The sequence below is a fragment of the Labilibaculum manganireducens genome, from assembly GCF_963665805.2.
In the GTDB taxonomy this organism is placed as follows: domain Bacteria; phylum Bacteroidota; class Bacteroidia; order Bacteroidales; family Marinifilaceae; genus Labilibaculum; species Labilibaculum manganireducens.
Window position 1 is genome coordinate 1,999,822 of record NZ_CAXXEE010000003.1, and the last position, 17,513, is coordinate 2,017,334.

The 17,513-nt window shown below is 39.1% G+C and carries 14 protein-coding genes; 10 read left to right on the top strand and 4 right to left on the bottom strand.

The features are described 5' to 3' along the window. Positions 1–13: 13 nt before the first annotated feature. The 3 genes from ACHZAX_RS07650 (at position 14) to ACHZAX_RS07660 (ending at position 4,064) form a co-directional block, all read left to right on the top strand. Complete coding sequence (locus ACHZAX_RS07650) at positions 14–2,629, top strand: T9SS type A sorting domain-containing protein (RefSeq protein ID WP_320018650.1); 2,616 nt, start codon at positions 14–16, stop codon at positions 2,627–2,629. 114 nt (positions 2,630–2,743) lie between these two features. Then, positions 2,744–3,871, top strand: a complete 1,128-nt coding sequence (locus ACHZAX_RS07655) for a lactonase family protein (protein ID WP_320018651.1) — start codon at positions 2,744–2,746, stop codon at positions 3,869–3,871. A gap of 34 nt (positions 3,872–3,905) precedes the next feature. Beyond that, positions 3,906–4,064 (top strand): hypothetical protein, encoded by a 159-nt coding sequence (locus tag ACHZAX_RS07660; protein WP_320018652.1) that lies wholly within the window; start codon positions 3,906–3,908, stop codon positions 4,062–4,064. A gap of 62 nt (positions 4,065–4,126) precedes the next feature. Here the strand turns inward: ACHZAX_RS07660 and ACHZAX_RS07665 are convergent, their stop codons facing one another. The 4 genes from ACHZAX_RS07665 to ACHZAX_RS07680 form a co-directional block, all read right to left on the bottom strand. Next, a complete protein-coding gene (locus ACHZAX_RS07665) occupies positions 4,127–4,438 on the bottom strand; it encodes an ASCH domain-containing protein (RefSeq protein ID WP_320018653.1) in 312 nt (103 codons plus the stop codon). Between the two features lie 46 nt (positions 4,439–4,484). Further along, positions 4,485–4,916, bottom strand: coding sequence for an NUDIX hydrolase (locus tag ACHZAX_RS07670; protein ID WP_320018654.1), 432 nt, complete (start codon positions 4,914–4,916; stop codon positions 4,485–4,487). A gap of 89 nt (positions 4,917–5,005) precedes the next feature. Continuing rightward, positions 5,006–5,431: a VOC family protein gene (locus ACHZAX_RS07675; RefSeq protein ID WP_320018655.1), complete on the bottom strand. Its 426-nt coding sequence runs from the start codon at positions 5,429–5,431 to the stop codon at positions 5,006–5,008. Positions 5,432–5,445: 14 nt separating this feature from the next. Continuing rightward, a complete protein-coding gene (locus ACHZAX_RS07680) occupies positions 5,446–6,891 on the bottom strand; it encodes an SDR family oxidoreductase (protein ID WP_320018656.1) in 1,446 nt (481 codons plus the stop codon). Between the two features lie 125 nt (positions 6,892–7,016). Here ACHZAX_RS07680 and ACHZAX_RS07685 point away from each other — a divergent pair, with 125 nt between their 5' ends. The 7 genes from ACHZAX_RS07685 (at position 7,017) to ACHZAX_RS07715 (ending at position 17,447) form a co-directional block, all read left to right on the top strand. Then, a complete protein-coding gene (locus tag ACHZAX_RS07685; RefSeq protein ID WP_320018657.1) occupies positions 7,017–8,012 on the top strand; it encodes a GntR family transcriptional regulator in 996 nt (331 codons plus the stop codon). 87 nt (positions 8,013–8,099) lie between these two features. Next, the gene (locus ACHZAX_RS07690; protein ID WP_101309178.1) at positions 8,100–9,581 is read left to right on the top strand and encodes a xylulokinase; all 1,482 of its coding nucleotides are present in this window, start codon (positions 8,100–8,102) and stop codon (positions 9,579–9,581) included. 45 nt (positions 9,582–9,626) lie between these two features. Beyond that, complete coding sequence (xylA, locus tag ACHZAX_RS07695) at positions 9,627–10,952, top strand: xylose isomerase (protein WP_101309177.1); 1,326 nt, start codon at positions 9,627–9,629, stop codon at positions 10,950–10,952. A 59-nt stretch (positions 10,953–11,011) separates the two neighbouring features. Continuing rightward, on the top strand, positions 11,012–12,619 hold the full coding sequence (xylE, locus tag ACHZAX_RS07700) for a D-xylose transporter XylE (RefSeq protein ID WP_320018658.1): 1,608 nt from the start codon (positions 11,012–11,014) through the stop codon (positions 12,617–12,619). A 260-nt stretch (positions 12,620–12,879) separates the two neighbouring features. Next, positions 12,880–15,066 carry a GH92 family glycosyl hydrolase gene (locus ACHZAX_RS07705; RefSeq protein ID WP_320018659.1) on the top strand — a complete coding sequence of 729 codons (2,187 nt, stop codon included), beginning with the start codon at positions 12,880–12,882 and terminating at the stop codon, positions 15,064–15,066. Positions 15,067–15,223: 157 nt separating this feature from the next. Beyond that, positions 15,224–16,684: a MocR-like pyridoxine biosynthesis transcription factor PdxR gene (gene pdxR, locus ACHZAX_RS07710; RefSeq protein ID WP_320018660.1), complete on the top strand. Its 1,461-nt coding sequence runs from the start codon at positions 15,224–15,226 to the stop codon at positions 16,682–16,684. 1 nt (position 16,685) lies between these two features. Further along, positions 16,686–17,447: a methyltransferase domain-containing protein gene (locus tag ACHZAX_RS07715; protein WP_320018661.1), complete on the top strand. Its 762-nt coding sequence runs from the start codon at positions 16,686–16,688 to the stop codon at positions 17,445–17,447. The last annotated feature ends 66 nt before the right edge of the window (positions 17,448–17,513 follow it).

Below are 17,513 nucleotides of genomic sequence, written 5' to 3' on the forward strand. Positions count from 1 at the left end.
ACTGACGGGATCAATGAGGGGCTTCAGGACAATCATATTATTTTTATTTCTTATCCAATCTTTTTATCAGGCTTATTCGCAGGTAAATGAGAACAGGCCAAGAGTAGAGCTGGGGAAGGAAAGATTCGATTGGCTAAAGTCGAATATTTCGGGTGGAGATAGCGGCAGTACCTACAATACATTTATAAATAGCTACAATAACAATTGGATTACAGATTCCGATCACTATTTAGCAGGTTCAAATTCAGCTCAGTGGACTTATGATTGGACGAATGGTGATTCCTATATGCTCTCTAAAATGACTGCTTTTTTACTGCAGTTAGGGACAGATAATTTGGCCCGGCCGAGGAGCGAATTTATTATTTCGAAATACATCACTTATATTAATGGAATTAATTTCGACAATTATTCAGGAGACACTCAAGAGAATTTACTTCGCGAAAATTGTGAGTTTGGCGCTATTCTTCTCGACTGGACTTACGATTATATTCCTGTAACGCAGCGGCAAAATTTATCCGTTTCCTTCTATCGGGTTTTGGAGTATTTCATGAACAACTATATTTTAACAGGTTCAGGAAATAGTTATGTAACCAGTCACAACATAAACAATTGTATCATGACAATGCGTGCAGCAATTGCACTGCATGGAGCCGATGGCCTTTCATCTTCGCAATTGTCTCAAGTAAATTCCTGGTATCAAACTTTGCTTGGAAAGTGGGAAAACGGCATTTTACCGGCATTTGTACACTTTCGTGATGATGATGGCGGATGGAATTGGGGGGCAGCTTATGGAATGATAAATTTACCCAATCAATACCAGTTCTTCGACGATATGAAGTACGGAACAGATCGGGATTATTATCAAACCCAGCCTTGGATTCGGGAGTCGGTCAATCAGTATTGGTATTTTTTTCGTCCGAACAATTATTGCATTCACCTGGGTGATGCCATTGTAAAATTGGATCAGGCAAATCGTGCAATGTATCGTCATGCAGCAGAATATCAGGATGCCCGAAGTCAGTATCTGGTTCAGGTTTTCAATCAATCACAATATCTAAACAATTCAATATTGGTTTTTATTAAACTGATGTATAAGGATTTTACAGCTTCTTACGTACCGCATCCCCAGCCGCCACTCAATTATTGGGCCGATAAAACCGGATTGTCGGTGAGCCGTACATCCTGGAACGAAGATGCGGCAATGTTATGGTTTTACAATGCTCCTGCTAAACGAGCCGATCATGAGCACCGGGATAACAATACATTTACCATTATAAAAGACAAACCTTTGATTTTGGATGCCGGGTTTTACGATTCGTTTGGCACTTCTCATTATAATAATTACTACACGCGAACCATAGCGCACAATTCAATTTGTGTTTACGATGGAACAGAAAGTTATCGAAACCTTGGGCGAAGTGTTTCCAATGACGGAGGACAAATAGAATCGGATAGATTGGAAAATTTAGATGATGTTTTTTCTGCTCAGCACAGAAGAGGGAAATGGATTCGTTATGTTTCAGGGACCGATTTTTCCTATCAGGTGGCTGACGCAGCAGATTCTTATCAGGCAAACAAATTGGATCGCTTTGAACGTAGGTTGTTGTTTCACAAGCCCGACCGTGTAATTGTTTTGGATCATGTTCATTTATTAAATACAAGCTCCAGAGTGCGCAAAGCCAAGTACATCAATCATTTTGTAAATAGACCTGATATCAGCGGAAGCGTTACAAATACACAGGTTGCAAATCATATCATCACCTATAACGGGAAAGATTATAAAGCCACAAATGGCAAGGGGAGTGTTGCGGTTCGAACTTTACTGCCGGAAATTAGTGCAACAACTTTAATAGGGGGAAGTGGTTATGAATATTGGGTGGATGGAACCAATTATCCGCCAAACCGAAGTGTTAATTTGGATGATGAACACCCGGGATTCTGGCGAATTGAAGTGGAACCAATTGCAGTGAAGGAGAACACCGTTTTTTTACATACGATTAAGATTGGGGATAATTTGAATCCGGCTGTTGCAGGAGGAACACTTTATTCCAATGAAAGTACGATTGGTGTTGACTGGGAGAATCATTTGTATCTGTTCCCGGCGCAGGGAGATACGGCATCTGTGTCTTATGCTGTTTCTGAAATTTCGGGAGATCGGACAATTAAAATATTTGCTCTTGATTTAAAAAGTAAAACAACTTTTGGAGTATTTGTAGATGATGTTCTAGAGCGCTCAGGAGACACGAATTCGGAAGGAATTCTTCAGGTTACAGTGGATTTGCCAGGTGGAAATCACACAATACTTGTGCGTGACACTCTTGCCACAGATCCCAATCCGGGTACCGATCCTGATCCCGACCCAACACCCGAAGAACCGGGAGAAGAAGATTTGGGTGCAGTGAAAGTTTTTCCCAATCCCAATAAGGGAGAATTCACGATTGTGATTGAAGACGACACGGTTACAGAGTTTCAAGTGAATATTTACGATTCGGAGGGGCGGAAGCTTTCTCAGCACCAAAAGACGAGCAACCGAACAGATATGGATTTGAGTGGTTTATCGGCAGGGATCTATTTTTTAGTCATTCATTTTTTGGATAGAACGGTGAAGAAGAAGATTGTAGTGATTTAAAATATTTAGAACCCTTTAAATGGGTTCAACGAAAAATACAAATGTTTCTTTATTCCTTCCGTCTTTCCAATCATGATATTTCCTTATCTTTAGACTTCTTAAAAAACCACATTCATGATCAAACGAAATATTGTACTAATTGCTTCAATTTTGATGATTGCAGCATGTCAAAACTCTAAACCCAAAACTTCTGTGAATCAAAATACATACTCCTTCTTTCTGGGAACCTACACCGATGGTGATTCCAAAGGAATTTACAAGTTGAAAATGGAAGCAGATGGTCATTTAAAAATGATTGGTTTGGTTGCTGAAACAGCCAATCCTTCGTTTTTGGCTTTTGCGAACAATCAAAAAACGCTTTTGTCTATCAGTGAATTGGTGAGGGATAATAATATGGGAAGTGTTGAATCTTATCAGACAGGTGATTCGTTGAAATTGATTAGTTGTAAGCCGAGTGGCGGAGCGCATCCCTGTTTTGTTACTGCAAATAATGCTGGTGTAGTACTAACAGCCAACTACACAGGAGGTAATATTGGGTACTTACAAGTTGATGAGAATGGAGAATTGTCTGATCTTTTGGATGTGCAGCAACACACCGGTTCGGGAACGGTTGTAGATCGTCAGGATCAGCCACATGCACATAGTGTTTGGTTTCAGCCCAATTCAAATCATATTATTGCTGTTGATTTGGGAACCAACGAGTTGTGGATTTCAAGCATCGATTCTGTCAGCAATCAATTTGTGCCGGCAAATCAGGCAAAAGTTTCTTTGGCTGACGGGGCAGGACCAAGGCATTTGGCTTTTCATCCCAATGGAAAAATATTTTATGTGATTAATGAGCTTGACAATACCATTACCAGTTTTTCAATTTCAGATCATGAAGAAGTTAGTATGATTGGGAATGTAAGCACTTTGCCAGCCGATTTCGATGGAGTAAGTAATCCTGCTGATATACATATCTCAAAGGACGGTAAATTTTTATACGGATCGAACCGGGGACACAACAGCATTGTTATTTTCGAAGTACAGGAAAACGGAGCTTTAAAATTGGTTGGGCACGAATCCACACGTGGCGATCATCCCCGTAATTTTAGCTTATCGCCCGACGATAAATTTCTGCTGGTTGCCAACAAAAATACCAACAATATTGTGAGTTTTAAAAGAGATTCTGTAACCGGCATGTTAACTTTCGTTGATGAAATAAAAGCACCCAGTCCGGTTTGTATTCTCTTTCAGCAATAGCTCCTGTAAAAAATAAGTTAAAACTTGAATCCTATTGGGGCGAAATAGCAGACTGTTTAGAATATCAGCTTGTATTCAGGAATGCCTTTACTATTTTGTCGGGACTGCCCGCCCAATTTGCGGAGAGTTAATCCGAAGTGGAGGATTGCCCGCCCAAAATGGTGAAGCTTCGCCCATCAATAAATATGGCTAATTCTAAGAAACCTCACCCAAAAAAGTTGAGACATGAAGTTTTTTAAAACTGAATTCCCAGTTTTAAATAACAACACGTTTAAACTCAACTAACATCAGTAAATCCGATTTTTGCAGATCAGGATAGAAAGTCAGCAAAGCGTACCATAGTTCGTCTTTCGATTTGAAGCCGTCTTTGTGTGCCTCTTCCAAACTCATTTCATCAAAGTTCTTGTACGAAACAGCGGTGATTTCAATGGGGATTGATTTTCCATGATCAAAAATTGCCGTTCCGGCGCCTAATTCGGGACATGTTTCATCGATTCGGGCCGTTTGTGTTTTACTTCCTTTAAGAACCGGAATGTAAAAATCTTCGTGAAAGTGAATTTGAGTCATGGATTTAATTGTTTTTGTAAATCAAGTTGTTGTTCGATGCAGGCACCTAAATTTTATTCGAAAACTCTTTTACCCTCTCAAAAATCAAATTCTGAATATCCGGATAGGTCAATTCTCTGGGTAGATTTTTGAAAAGTTTGACTTCTGCAATTTCCATTTCGGGTAATTTACCCAATTGCTGAATGTTGGCAAAGAAGATTCTGCCTGATTTTATTCCTCCCTGCCAATCGCAGGAATAATCGCAGACCGTGCGCAAACTAAAATGAGTAGCACCTGTTTCCTCGTACAATTCTCTTTTTGCCGCAGCTAAGGCCGATTCATCTTTTTCAATATGTCCGGCAGGCATTTCCCAGGTTTCCCTCAGGCGATGGCGCACAAATACCCATTTGTTCTGATATTGAGAACAGACAATAGAATATTTTAACTCTTCAGCGGGAACGGAGAATGCATCCAAAAATTTAACAATGGGTAGGTTCATCTTGATAACGGGAAAATAAGTTTGTGTTGCTAAATTGTAATTGATCAAAAATTAAGTGAAGATATTTATTTTTCAGCAAACAAATGAACTTATTCCGAGGTCGATTTTCCTTTGTACATTTCACTGAATGGTCCTTCAATAGGCTCCCACAATTCCACCTTATTGCCTTCCGGATCGAGTATCCATCCAAATTTACCGTATTCAAATTCCTGCATCTCACCAATAATTTCAACGCCTTCTTCTTTCAAAACTTTAAGTAGTTCAACCAGATTTTCAACACGGTAATTGAACATGAAATCTTTTTTCGAAGGCTCAAAATATTCTGTTTTTTCTTCGAAAGGACTCCAGATTGTATAAGCGGTTTCTTCTGGTTTACTGGTTTTTCGCCATTCGAACATGCCGCCGTATTCGTCAGGACACTGAATGCCCAGGTGTTTGTTGTACCATTCTCTTGTTCCTTTTGGGTCTTTCGATTTGAAAAAGATTCCCCCGATTCCTGTTACTCGTTTTTTCATGTGATATTTATAAGTTATTTCTTCCGATAATTTATAATCCCCTTTACCATTCCTCTGAAAATAAAAAGATGAAATGGATAACTCAAGGCCCAGTACAATCGTCCCATGATTCCTTTGGGGCGAAAAGTGGCTTTTTGGGAAATGAAATTTTCATTATTCTTTTTGTTTATTGTGAATTCGAGCCAGGCTTCACCGGGTAAAACCATTTCGGCATACAACAATAGCCTTCCACCATCTTTATCGGCAAGCAGAACACGCCAAAAGTCAAGAGAATCACCCATTTCAATTTCAGTAGGATGTCTGCGTCCTCTGTTTAAACCAACACCGCCAAAAAGTTTGTCGAGCAAGCCACGCAAATGCCAAAGCCAATTGCCGTAATACCAACCTCTGTCGCCGCCTAAAGCCCAAACATTCTCAATTACCTGTTCCGGATTGTTCGTGAATTTATAACGCTTGTTATCGGTATAACATCCAAAATCAGGAGGTTCAACATACTTCATTTTTTCATTGGGCAAAATACCGCTGCTCAAAGCATCTGTCCACGAAGAGATCACCATTTGCTGTTTAATTTTTCCGGTTGCCCTCTCAATGGCTTCTTTGTAGGGCATTAAAGTAATTTGCAGTGTTGAGGCCAGATTATTCGGACGGCAAATCACTTCAATTTTCATACTGTCAACCAGGTTTAAGGCCAGATTATAGGAAGTTGAAGTAATGAAATACAACCAATAGGAAGACAAGCGGGGAGTCATTACCGGAAGGGTGGTGATGATTCTTGGCAGTTTTCTAACTTCGGCGTATTGCTGCAGCATTTCTTTATAACTCAACACCTCAGAGCCTCCAATATCAAAAGTTTGGTTCAGACATTCATCGTGATCAATAACCTTGGTTAAAAAATCAATAACGTTGCGGATTGCAATGGGTTGACATTTTGTGAGTAACCATCTGGGCGCTGTCATAATGGCTAGTTTTTCAACCAAATCTCTAATAATTTCAAATGAAGCACTTCCCGAGCCAACAATAATTCCAGCTCGTAAAATGGTGTGGTAACTTTTACTTCTTTTTAGAATGTCTTCCACCAGTTTTCTTGATTCAAGGTGTTTCGATAAAATTTCTACATTTGCGATCCCACTTAAATAGATAATTTGCCGGTTTTGTGTTTTATCGATAAATTCTACAAAGTTTTGTGCGCAGGTTTTCTCCAATTTTTCAAATCCATCGGTATCATGAAGCATGGAATGAATCAAATAGTAACTCACCTCAATATCCACTGGTAGTTTTCGTAAAGATTGTAAATCCAATAAATCGGCTTCGAAGATTTTCAAATTGGGATGATCAATTTCCTGTGGTGAGAAACGTTCCTTATTACGAACACAGCAAACAACAGTATGCCCTTGCTCCAGCAGAACGGGTAGTAATCGTTTCCCTATATAACCATTGGCTCCTGTAAGTAGTATTTTCATTTAAAAATGAATTTGTAGGATTAGAAGTATCAATTTACTAAATAATAAGCTCAGTTTTTACCGATTAAAAATTTATTTATACATTTGAGCCATAACAGAACAGAACACTTGAACCGATGATACGCATGAAAGCATTTCAATTTACTCCGGACAGCAACTCTCCAATACCAAAATTTCAACAATTAATTCAAGCATTTCAGGATGCAATCAGCCAAAAAATATTCCAGCCGGGCGATGTGTTGCCCTCGGTAAATGAAATGTGCAGGGAGTGTTCTTTATCCAGAGATACTGTATTTAAGGCATATGCTGAATTAAAGAAAAGGAACGTGATTGAATCTGTTCCGAATAAAGGATATTTTGTTTCGGGCGAAATAACCAGAGTGTTTTTGTTTTTGGATACTTTTAAAGCTTACAAAGAGGTTTTGTACGATAGTTTCAGGAAAAGATTAGCAGATAATGTAATTGTGGATCTGCATTTTCATCATTACAATATTGATGTATTTAAATCTCAGATTCGAGAGAGTGTTGGCAAGTACAGCAAATACATTATCATGAATTTTGATCATCCCAAAGTGGCAGCTTGTTTGAAACAGTTGGATCCAAAGAATGTAATGATTATTGATTGGAACATTAAGGCTGCTGATCAGCATTCTCAGATCTTTCAGGACTTTGGGGAGTCTGTTCTTTCTTCTCTGCAGTCTGGTTTGGGGGAGATAAAGAAATACAAAGAGTTTAGTATGATTTATCCGGATTATACTTATCATCCATACGATACCGTTGAGTTCTTTCTGCGTTTTTGCAAACAAAACAAGATAAAACATTCCATTTATACTGATATTGATTCCATCGAGGTGAAAAAGGGCGCGGCATATTTTTCAGTTAGTGATCGGGCAATGGCTAAGATTCTGGATAAAGCAAGAGAGAAAAATCTGGAATTTGGCGTAGATATAGGACTTGTCTCTTACAATGAGACACCAATGAAAAAGTATATCGACAAAGGAATTACTGTGATTTCAACAGATTTTGATCTAATGGGCAAAAAGGTTGCAGAGTTTGTAACTACATCTGAACGAGTTTATTATTGTGTACCTACTCAACTTGTAATGAGAAAATCTTTATAGTTTTTTAAAAATGTTTTTTTATTAAAAAAACATTTTTAAATTTGCATCAGAACAGAACAGGGCAGAACGGTAAATAAAGAATAGAAAATGTATTTATTAGGATTAGATATAGGAAGTTCCTCAGTTAAAGCATCATTATTGGATGCTGAGAGCAGCAAATGTTTGGCTGCAGACTTTTTCCCAAAAAAGGAAATGGAAATTACGGCACATGAAATTGGTTGGGCCGAGCAAGATCCTGAAATGTGGTGGAGCAATCTAAAGCAGGCAATCAAAAGTGTAATGCAAACTGCAAATGTGGATGGGGAAATGGTTAAAGCCATTGGAATTTCCTATCAGATGCATGGTTTGGTTTGTGTTGATAAAGATTTGAAGCCGGTTCGTTCTTCTATTATTTGGTGCGACAGCAGAGCCGTTGAAATCGGCGAAAAAGCTTTTGCCGGTATTGGAAAAGATAAATGTTTGTCGCATCTGCTGAATTCACCAGGAAATTTTACAGCCAGTAAATTGGCTTGGGTAAAAGAGAATGAGCCTGAAATATTTGCGAAAATTCACAAAATAATGTTGCCCGGAGATTTTATTGCGATGCAGTTAACCGGAGAAACCTGCACTACTGTTTCAGGTTTGTCGGAAGGAATTTTCTGGGATTTCAAAAACAATTCGGTTTCGGAAGATGTGCTGAAGGCCTATGGTTTATCGGCTGATGTATTGCCTAAAATTGTTGATACTTTTTCGAATCAGGGACAGGTGCTTCCTGAAATTGCTAAAGAACTTGGCTTTTCAAGTAGTGCAGTAGTTTCTTATCGTGCAGGAGATCAGCCAAACAATGCATTGTCTTTAAATGTGTTGAAACCAGGTGAAGTTGCAACTACAGCAGGTACTTCGGGTGTGGTTTATGGTGTTAGCGATGAGGTGAAATTTGATCCTTATTCAAGAGTAAATTCATTTGCTCATGTGAACCATACTGAAGAGAATAACCGTCTTGGAATTTTGTTGTGCATTAACGGAACCGGAATTATGAATTCATGGTTGAATCATAATGTGGCGAAAGGATTGTCTTATGCAGAAATGAACGAAAAGGCCATGGAAATTCCTGTTGGATCAGATGGCATTACAATTCTGCCGTTTGGTAATGGTGCAGAGCGTGTTTTAAAGAATCGCGAAATAGGTGCTCAAATTTTAAATTTGAACCTGAACCGACATACTGATGCTCACATTTACAGAGCTGCGCAGGAAGGAATCGCATTTTCATTCTATTATGGAATGGAAGTAATGAAGGAAATCGGCGTACAGCCAAATGTAATTCGTGCCGGACACGCAAACATGTTTTTGAGTCCTTTGTTTCGGGAAACCTTAGCGACCGTATCGGGTGCAACCATTGAATTGTATGATACTGATGGTTCGTTGGGAGCCGCAAGAGGGGCAGGCTTTGGTGCAGGCATTTATTCTTCTTTGGAAGAGGCATTCGCAGGATTGGAGAAAATCAGTACAATCAAGCCTGACGAAAGCCTTCGTGAAGAAATGTTGAAAGCATATGATCGCTGGAACAAAGAACTGCAAAAAAATATATAGTAGATAGCTAATAAACAGATTGATAATTTAATAAGAAAGAACATCATGACTATTCTAAAAGGAGACAAAGAGTATTTTCCTGGAATTGGTAAGATTGCTTACGAAGGACCGGAATCAAAAAATCCTATGGCATATAAGTGGTACGATGAGAACCGCGTTGTTGCAGGTAAAACTATGAAAGATCACCTGCGTTTTGCAGTGGCTTACTGGCATACTTTCTGTGGTGACGGCGGAGATCCATTCGGACCTGGAACTCAAAAATTTCCTTGGGGAAATGAAGCGGATGCAATTAGTGCTGCTAAATCGAAAATGGATGCTGCTTTTGAATTTATTACAAAATTAGGAGTGCCGTTCTATTGTTTCCACGATACCGATGTTGTTGGTGATGGTACTGTTTTCGAGATTGAGAAGAGAATGACTACTATGGTTGACTATGCAAAACAAAAGCAAGCTGACTCGGGAGTTAAACTATTGTGGGGAACAGCGAATGTATTTTCGAATGCCCGTTACATGAATGGTGCTTCTACCAATCCTGATTTTAATGTAATCGCTAATGCGGGTACTCAGGTTAAAAATGCATTGGATGCTACTATTGCTTTAGGTGGTACAGGTTACGTATTCTGGGGAGGTCGTGAAGGTTATATGTCTCTTTTCAATACCGATATGAAACAAGAGTTGGATCATATGGCAAGATTCCTGACTATGGCCCGTGATTACGGTCGCAAGAATGGTTTCGAAGGAACTTTCCTTATTGAGCCTAAGCCAATGGAGCCAATGAAACACCAGTACGATTTCGATACTGCAACCGTAATGGGTTTCTTAAACAAATATGGTTTGGCTGACGATTTTAAAATGAATATCGAAGTGAATCATGCTACTTTGGCTGGTCATACTTTCGAGCACGAATTGCAGACTGCTGTTGATAACAACATGTTGGGAAGTATTGATGCAAACAAAGGTGATTACCAAAACGGATGGGATACTGATGAATTCCCAACCAGCATTTATGAAACTGTTGCAGCTATGCTGCCAATTCTTGAGAATGGCGGATTTACTCACGGAGGTATCAATTTTGATGCGAAAACCAGACGTAATTCAACAGACCTGGATGATATTTTTATTTCGCACATTGGTGGAATGGATGTTTTTGCACGCGCTTTGGTTATTGCTGATAAAATCAGAACAGAATCTCCATACCTGCAATTGAAGAAAGATCGTTACTCTTCTTTCGAATCAGGAAATGGAAAAGCATTTGCTAACGGAGACCTTTCTCTAGAAGATCTTAGAAAGATTGCAAAAGAAGTTGGGGAACCAAAACAACTAAGTGGAAAACAAGAAATGTTAGAGCAGTTAATTAACTGGTATATTTAAATAAATCTTATAAACTCCCGCAATCGAACCTGCGGGAGTTTATTCTAATTTTCAAATCCATGTCTCAAGCCCAAACCCAGGGGAGTAATTCGTTTATCTTAACCATCACCTTAGTGGCAACACTTGGGGGATTGTTGTTTGGTTACGATACTGCCGTAATTAATGGTGCTATTGAAGCACTAAAAGTATTTTTTGTTACTCCGTTAGAATCTGATCATGCTCTCGCACTGCAGGTTATTGGAGAATATAAGATTATCATTTCTTTATGTTTTGTAGTTGTTTCTTTGCTGGTTTCCAGCTTCATGTTTCGCATGTATGGAAAGAAGAAGGGAATGATATACAGTGGAATTGTAATTGTTGCAGGAATCATAGTCTGGTACACTCAGTTCTGGGTATCTGTAAACGAAATTTCTGAAAATACCTTAAATTCGATTAATGGTTTTACCATTTCGAGTGCCATTATAGGTTGTATTATTGGAGGTTCTATTGGCGGATATGTTAGTCAGAATATTGGTAGAAAAAGAGGTTTAGTCCTTGCTGCAGTTCTGTTTATTATTTCTGCAATTGGTTCGGCCATGCCTGAAATTATGAATGTTTTCGGAGCCGGAACCATCACTTCATTTATTTTTTACCGTATTATTGGTGGTATGGGTGTAGGAATAGCCTCAATGCTTTCTCCTATGTATATTGCCGAAATTGCACCTGCAAACATTCGTGGTAAATTGGTTTCATGGAATCAGTTTGCAATCATCTTTGGTATGTTGGTGGTTTATTTTGTGAATTACATTATTGCTTCAAGTGGTGATGATGGTTGGTTAAATGAAATAGGATGGAGATACATGTTTGCATCTGAAACCATTCCTGCAATTATCTTTTTGGTATTGCTGTATTTCGTTCCTGAAACTCCGCGGTTTCTAATTATGAAATCGAGAGAAGAGGAAGCAAAAACTCTTTTAAATAAAATTGTTGGTTCGGAAAAAGCTCCGGGTCTGTTAGTAGATATTAAAGAGTCATTAAAAGAAAATAACGCTCCATGGTTAACTTTTGGAGGCTTAATTATAGTTATAGGAATATTATTGTCTGTATTCCAGCAATTTGTAGGTATCAACGTGGTGTTGTACTATGCATCCGAGATTTTCAGAAATATGGGCAGCGATACCGATACTTCTTTACTTCAAACCATTTTGGTTGGGGCAATTAACCTGATCTTTACTGTATTGGCAATTTATACTGTTGATAGGTTTGGCCGTAAGCCGTTAATGATAATTGGTGGCATCGGTATGGGAATCTGTATGTTCGCATTGGGATTTGCCTTCTATTTTAATCAGTTGGGTTTGGTTGCTTTGTTCGCCATGTTAGGATATGTTGCCTTTTTTGCCATGTCTTGGGGACCGGTTACCTGGGTGTTGTTATCAGAGATTTTCCCGAACTCAATTCGTAGTGCCATGTCGATGGCAGTTGCCGCTCAGTGGATTGCAAACATGATTGTTTCATGGACTTTCCCAATGATGAATGACAACTCATGGTTGACCAATCAGTTTAATCACGGATTTACCTATTGGCTTTATGGTGCAATGGGATTATTATCAGCATTGTTCGTATGGAAAGTGGTTCCTGAAACCAAAGGAAAAACTTTGGAAGAAATGGGACGCTTGTGGAAAAAATAATTTTAAAATAGTTAGTTAGTAGTTGTACATGTTATATCCATTATCGCTAATTAATAGATAAGTTGGTGGGTTTTATTGGTTTAAGATAATGGATAATGTAAAGGATCGGCTGTGGCCGATCCTTTTTTTATTCTTGTTTAATTAAAAGCATTAGAGGATGTTGTTCTTTTCCGTATATTTGACGGCATAATCTCCAAAAGCCAAATTTCCATATTGTTTCTGATCTTGTGAAAAATCAGAAATTCAAATTAGTAGAGAATATGAGATTATTAGCCACTTGTTGGGCAATGATTTGTCTTTTTGCGTGTAGTAAAAAGAATGTTGAAAGCGAGAACAAGCTTACTGGTTACGTAAACACTTTTGTCGGGACTGATGGTCCGGGCAATACTTATCCGGGGGCAGTTGCTCCTTTTGGAATGGTTCAGTTGAGTCCTGATAACGGTTTGCCCGGATGGGACAGAATAGCAGGATATTTTTGGCCTGATTCTACTATTGCAGGATTTAGCCACACACATTTATCGGGAACCGGAGCGGGAGATCTATACGATTTGTTGTTCATGCCAATGAACAGCCGTTTTACCGAAAGTTTAACTCCTGAAGGCGATTACCGTCCGTATTCTAAATTTTCTCACGACAGAGAGGAAGCATCACCCGGATATTACAAAGTTGATTTGCTAAGCTCAGGTATTGTTGCTGAACTAACAACAACTAAACGGGTCGGGTTTCACCGTTATACTTTTCCCGAAGATGAAAAATCGCAAATTATTTTGGATTTGGGATTCAGAATGAATTGGGACAGTCCGTATGCTACACAAATTACCATCGAAAATGATTCTACCATTTCCGGATATCGTAAATCGAACGGATGGGCGAAAGATCAGCATGTGTATTTTGTAGCTCAGTTCTCCAAAGCTTTTAAAAGTGCGGATTTGTTCGAAGCCGGCAAAAAATCAGAAAACATAGAAGTAAACGGTGCAAAAACCAGGATCGTTGCCAATTTTTCCACTGCGGAAAAGGAACAAATACTGGTAAAGGTGGCTTTGTCGTCGGCTTCGGTTGAAGGAGCAAAGAAAAATTTGAAGGCTGAATTGCCGGCATGGGACTTTGATGCCACAGTTAAGAACGCCGATCGGGAATGGCAGAAAGTACTATCGCAGATTGAAATTACCGGATCGGAAGTTCAGAAGGAGATATTCTACACCAATTTGTACCATTTGTATTTGACACCATCCTTGCTTTCGGATGTAGACGGAATGCACAAAGGAGCAGATGGAAAGAATCACAAAGCCGAAGGATTTGATCGTTACGATACCTTTTCTTTGTGGGATACCTACCGCACGGCTCACCCTTTGTATACTATTTTGTGTCCGGATAAAGTTGTTGATTTTATCAAATCATTTTTGGCTCATTACGATGAAACAGGTTTGCTGCCGGTTTGGTCGCTGGCAGGAAACGAAACCAACATGATGATTGGTTACCATGCTGTACCTGTAATTGTTGATGCCTATTTCAAAGGAATTGAAATGGATGCTGAGAAAGCTTATACTGCTTGTAAAGAAGCAGCTATGGAAAAAGGCAGACAGATTGATGAGTACATGAAATTGGGGTACGTGCCTGCCGATGCCGAAGGAGAGAATTGGTCGGTTTCCAAGACACTGGAATATGCTTATGATGACTGGTGCATTGCACAGTTTGCAAAAGCTTTGAACAAGGAAGAAGATTACCAGTACTTTTTAAAGCGTGGTGAGAACTGGAAAAACTTATACGATCCAAAATCGACTTTCTTCCGCCCGAAAGATGAGCACGGAAAGTTCATTCCCAATTTTGTTGCAAAAGATTACACCAATTACTATTGTGAGAGCAATGCATGGCAGTATTTCTGGTATGTGCCACAAGATATTCCTGAATTTATCGCCACAGTGGGTAAGGATAAATTCACTGCCAAGTTGGATTCCATGTTCACCTACTATCCGGCAACGACCGACGACCTTCCTATTTTTAGTACGGGAATGATCGGTCAGTATGCACATGGCAATGAACCAAGTCATCATGTGGCATATCTTTTTAATCATATCGGTCAGCCGGAAAAAACACAGGAAATGGTTCGCCGAATAATTACTTCTCAATACACAAACAAGCCTGATGGCTATTGCGGGAATGAGGATTGCGGGCAAATGTCAGCTTGGTTGGTGATGTCGTCACTGGGGATTTACCCAACAAATCCGGCCAACGGAGTTTACGATTTAACTTCGCCTTCGGTAAGTAAGGGAGTGATTCATCTGCCAAATGGAAAAATCTTTACTATTTCTGCGGAAAACCAGGGAGAACAAAATCATTACATTCAAGCTGTTTATTTGAACGGAGAAGAATATAAGGAGTTGACAATTACACACCAACAGCTGATGCAGGGTGGTGAGTTGAAGTTTGTTTTGGGTGCCAAAAAATAATTAGTTTTACTAAAATAAGGAAAGTCATTCTTTTGCAAAAGAATGACTTTTTTTGTTTCAAACAAAAAATTGGACTGGTGAAAAAAGTCGTAAATTGGATGTTTTAGACCAACTAATAAGCAAATATATTTGTATCATCAATAAAAGACAATGCACGATGATTTTAATTCCCTTGGACAAGAACAGCAGTATTCCATTATTTCAGCAAATAATCGACCAGCTGATTTTAATGATAGAAAAGGGCAATTTGAGGGAAGGAGATAAACTTCCGTCAACGCGGGCTTTTTCTGAAAAATTGGGTGTGAACCGAACCACTATTTGCAGGGCTTACGATGAGTTGTGGGCTTTAGGATATACGGAGAGCAAACAAGGCGGATATTCTACCATTCGCAAAAGAGACAGGAAAGTGGTGGTAACACCTAAACTGAATGCAGATTTATTCGATTGGAATTCGCATGTTTCAGCGGGATATTTGCAGTTGGAAAACAGAATGAATCAGCTGAAGATGAATGAGAATTTAAATTCGATTGATTTTCGGCGATTGGCTCCGGATAAAGATTGTATGCCTGTTGAATTGTTTCGGAAATGTGCCAATCAGATTATGCTCGACCAGGGAAGTACCGTATTTCAGTATGGCGATCCCGCTGGTTATTTGTCTTTGCGGGACAGTATTGCAAAACAAATGCAATTTCATTCTGTATCTGTGCAAACCGAAGAGGTTTTGTTAACGAATGGGGCTCAAAATGCATTGGATTTGGTCTTTCGCATGCTCCTTAATCCAAAAGATAAAATTGCAATTGGAATGCCGGGCTATGCCGCACTCATTCCCTTACTCAAATTGTATCAGGCAGATATAATTCCCATAACAATTAAGGAGGATGGGTTGGATCTGGAAGAACTTGAAAAGGCAATGATCAGTGAAAATTTGAAAGCTGTTTACACCATGCCTAATTTTCAGAATCCAACGGGCATATCAACAAGCCAGACGCACAGAGAAAAGCTCCTGCATTTGTGTGAAAGGCATTTTGTACCGCTTCTGGAAGATGGTTTCGAGGAGGAAATGAAATACTTTGGAAAGAATATACTTCCCATCAAATCGATGGATTCGAAAGGAATTGTGATTTATATCGGAACATTTTCAAAAATATTGTTTCCAGGATTACGGGTAGGTTGGATTGCAGCAGAAAAGAGGGTGATTGAGAAGCTAACGAGAATAAAAAAGGCAGGAGAATTATCGGGAGATCAGTTAAATCAAGCGATTTTAAATTTGTTTTATGAGAAAGGATATTTCGATCAGCATGTGAAAAAAATGCATCGTGTATACCGAAAAAGAATGCAGATAACTCATAAAGCACTTAGCAGATTTATTCCGGCGTATGTGAAATATACCAAACCTCAGGGAGGATATACCATTTGGTTTGAAGTACCGGCAGAAGGCAAATCGGAAGAGGATTTTATGGAATTATTGGCTAATAAGGGTGTATTGGTATCGCCGGGCAGCCATTTTTTCACGAAAGCAAGTGAGAGTGTGAATTTTAGAATATCGATTTCCTGTGTGAATGAAGAAGAGATATGGACAGGAATTGAACGGATAGGATTAATCTTAAAAAATGAATGAAATGATGGAGTTTAGTAATTCGTATGCAGATGTCGCCAGAGCAGAGTCGTATGCAACACTGGAGTTTCCCAATACTTACTATTTGGCTTATCGGGATTTACCCAGAATTATTGCAGGCAGATGCAAGGGGAGAAAAGCTATGGATTTTGGTTGCGGAACCGGTCGCTCGACACGTTTTTTGAAAGATCTTAATTTCGATGTTGTAGGGGTGGATATTTCAGCTAAAATGATTGAACAGGCCGGGCAGATTGATTCTATGGGGGATTACCGCCTGATTCAGGAAGCGGATTTTACCGATTTCCAGAAAAATATATTTGATTTGGTGCTGTGTGTTTTCACTTTTGATAATATTCCAACCGGGAAGGATAAGCTGAAGAATTTGATTGAGTTAAAGCAATTGCTCAATTATACCGGAAAAATTGTGATGGTGGTTTCGAATCCTGAAATTTATAGTAACGAGTGGGCTTCTTTCTCGACCAGGGAATTTCCTGATAACTGGAAGAAAAAAAGTGGAGAAAGGGTTTTGATAAGCATGACTGATGTTCCGGATAAGCGACCGGTTGAAGATGTGATGTTTTCGCAGGAGTGTTATCGGAAATTATTCCGAAGGGCAGGTTTAAAAGTTACTGTTCATCATCAACCCCTGGGGAACTATAACGAAGGTATTAAATGGCTTAACGAAACAAGAATTGCCCCTTGGTCGATTTATGTATTGGAGGAAGATCGGGAATTTCATCCATTCAGATACCTTCACCGTTTATAGCGTTTTTTTTGCATTCCAATACTTCCGGCAGCAGAAAACCATTATCTTTAACACGCTTAAATCAGA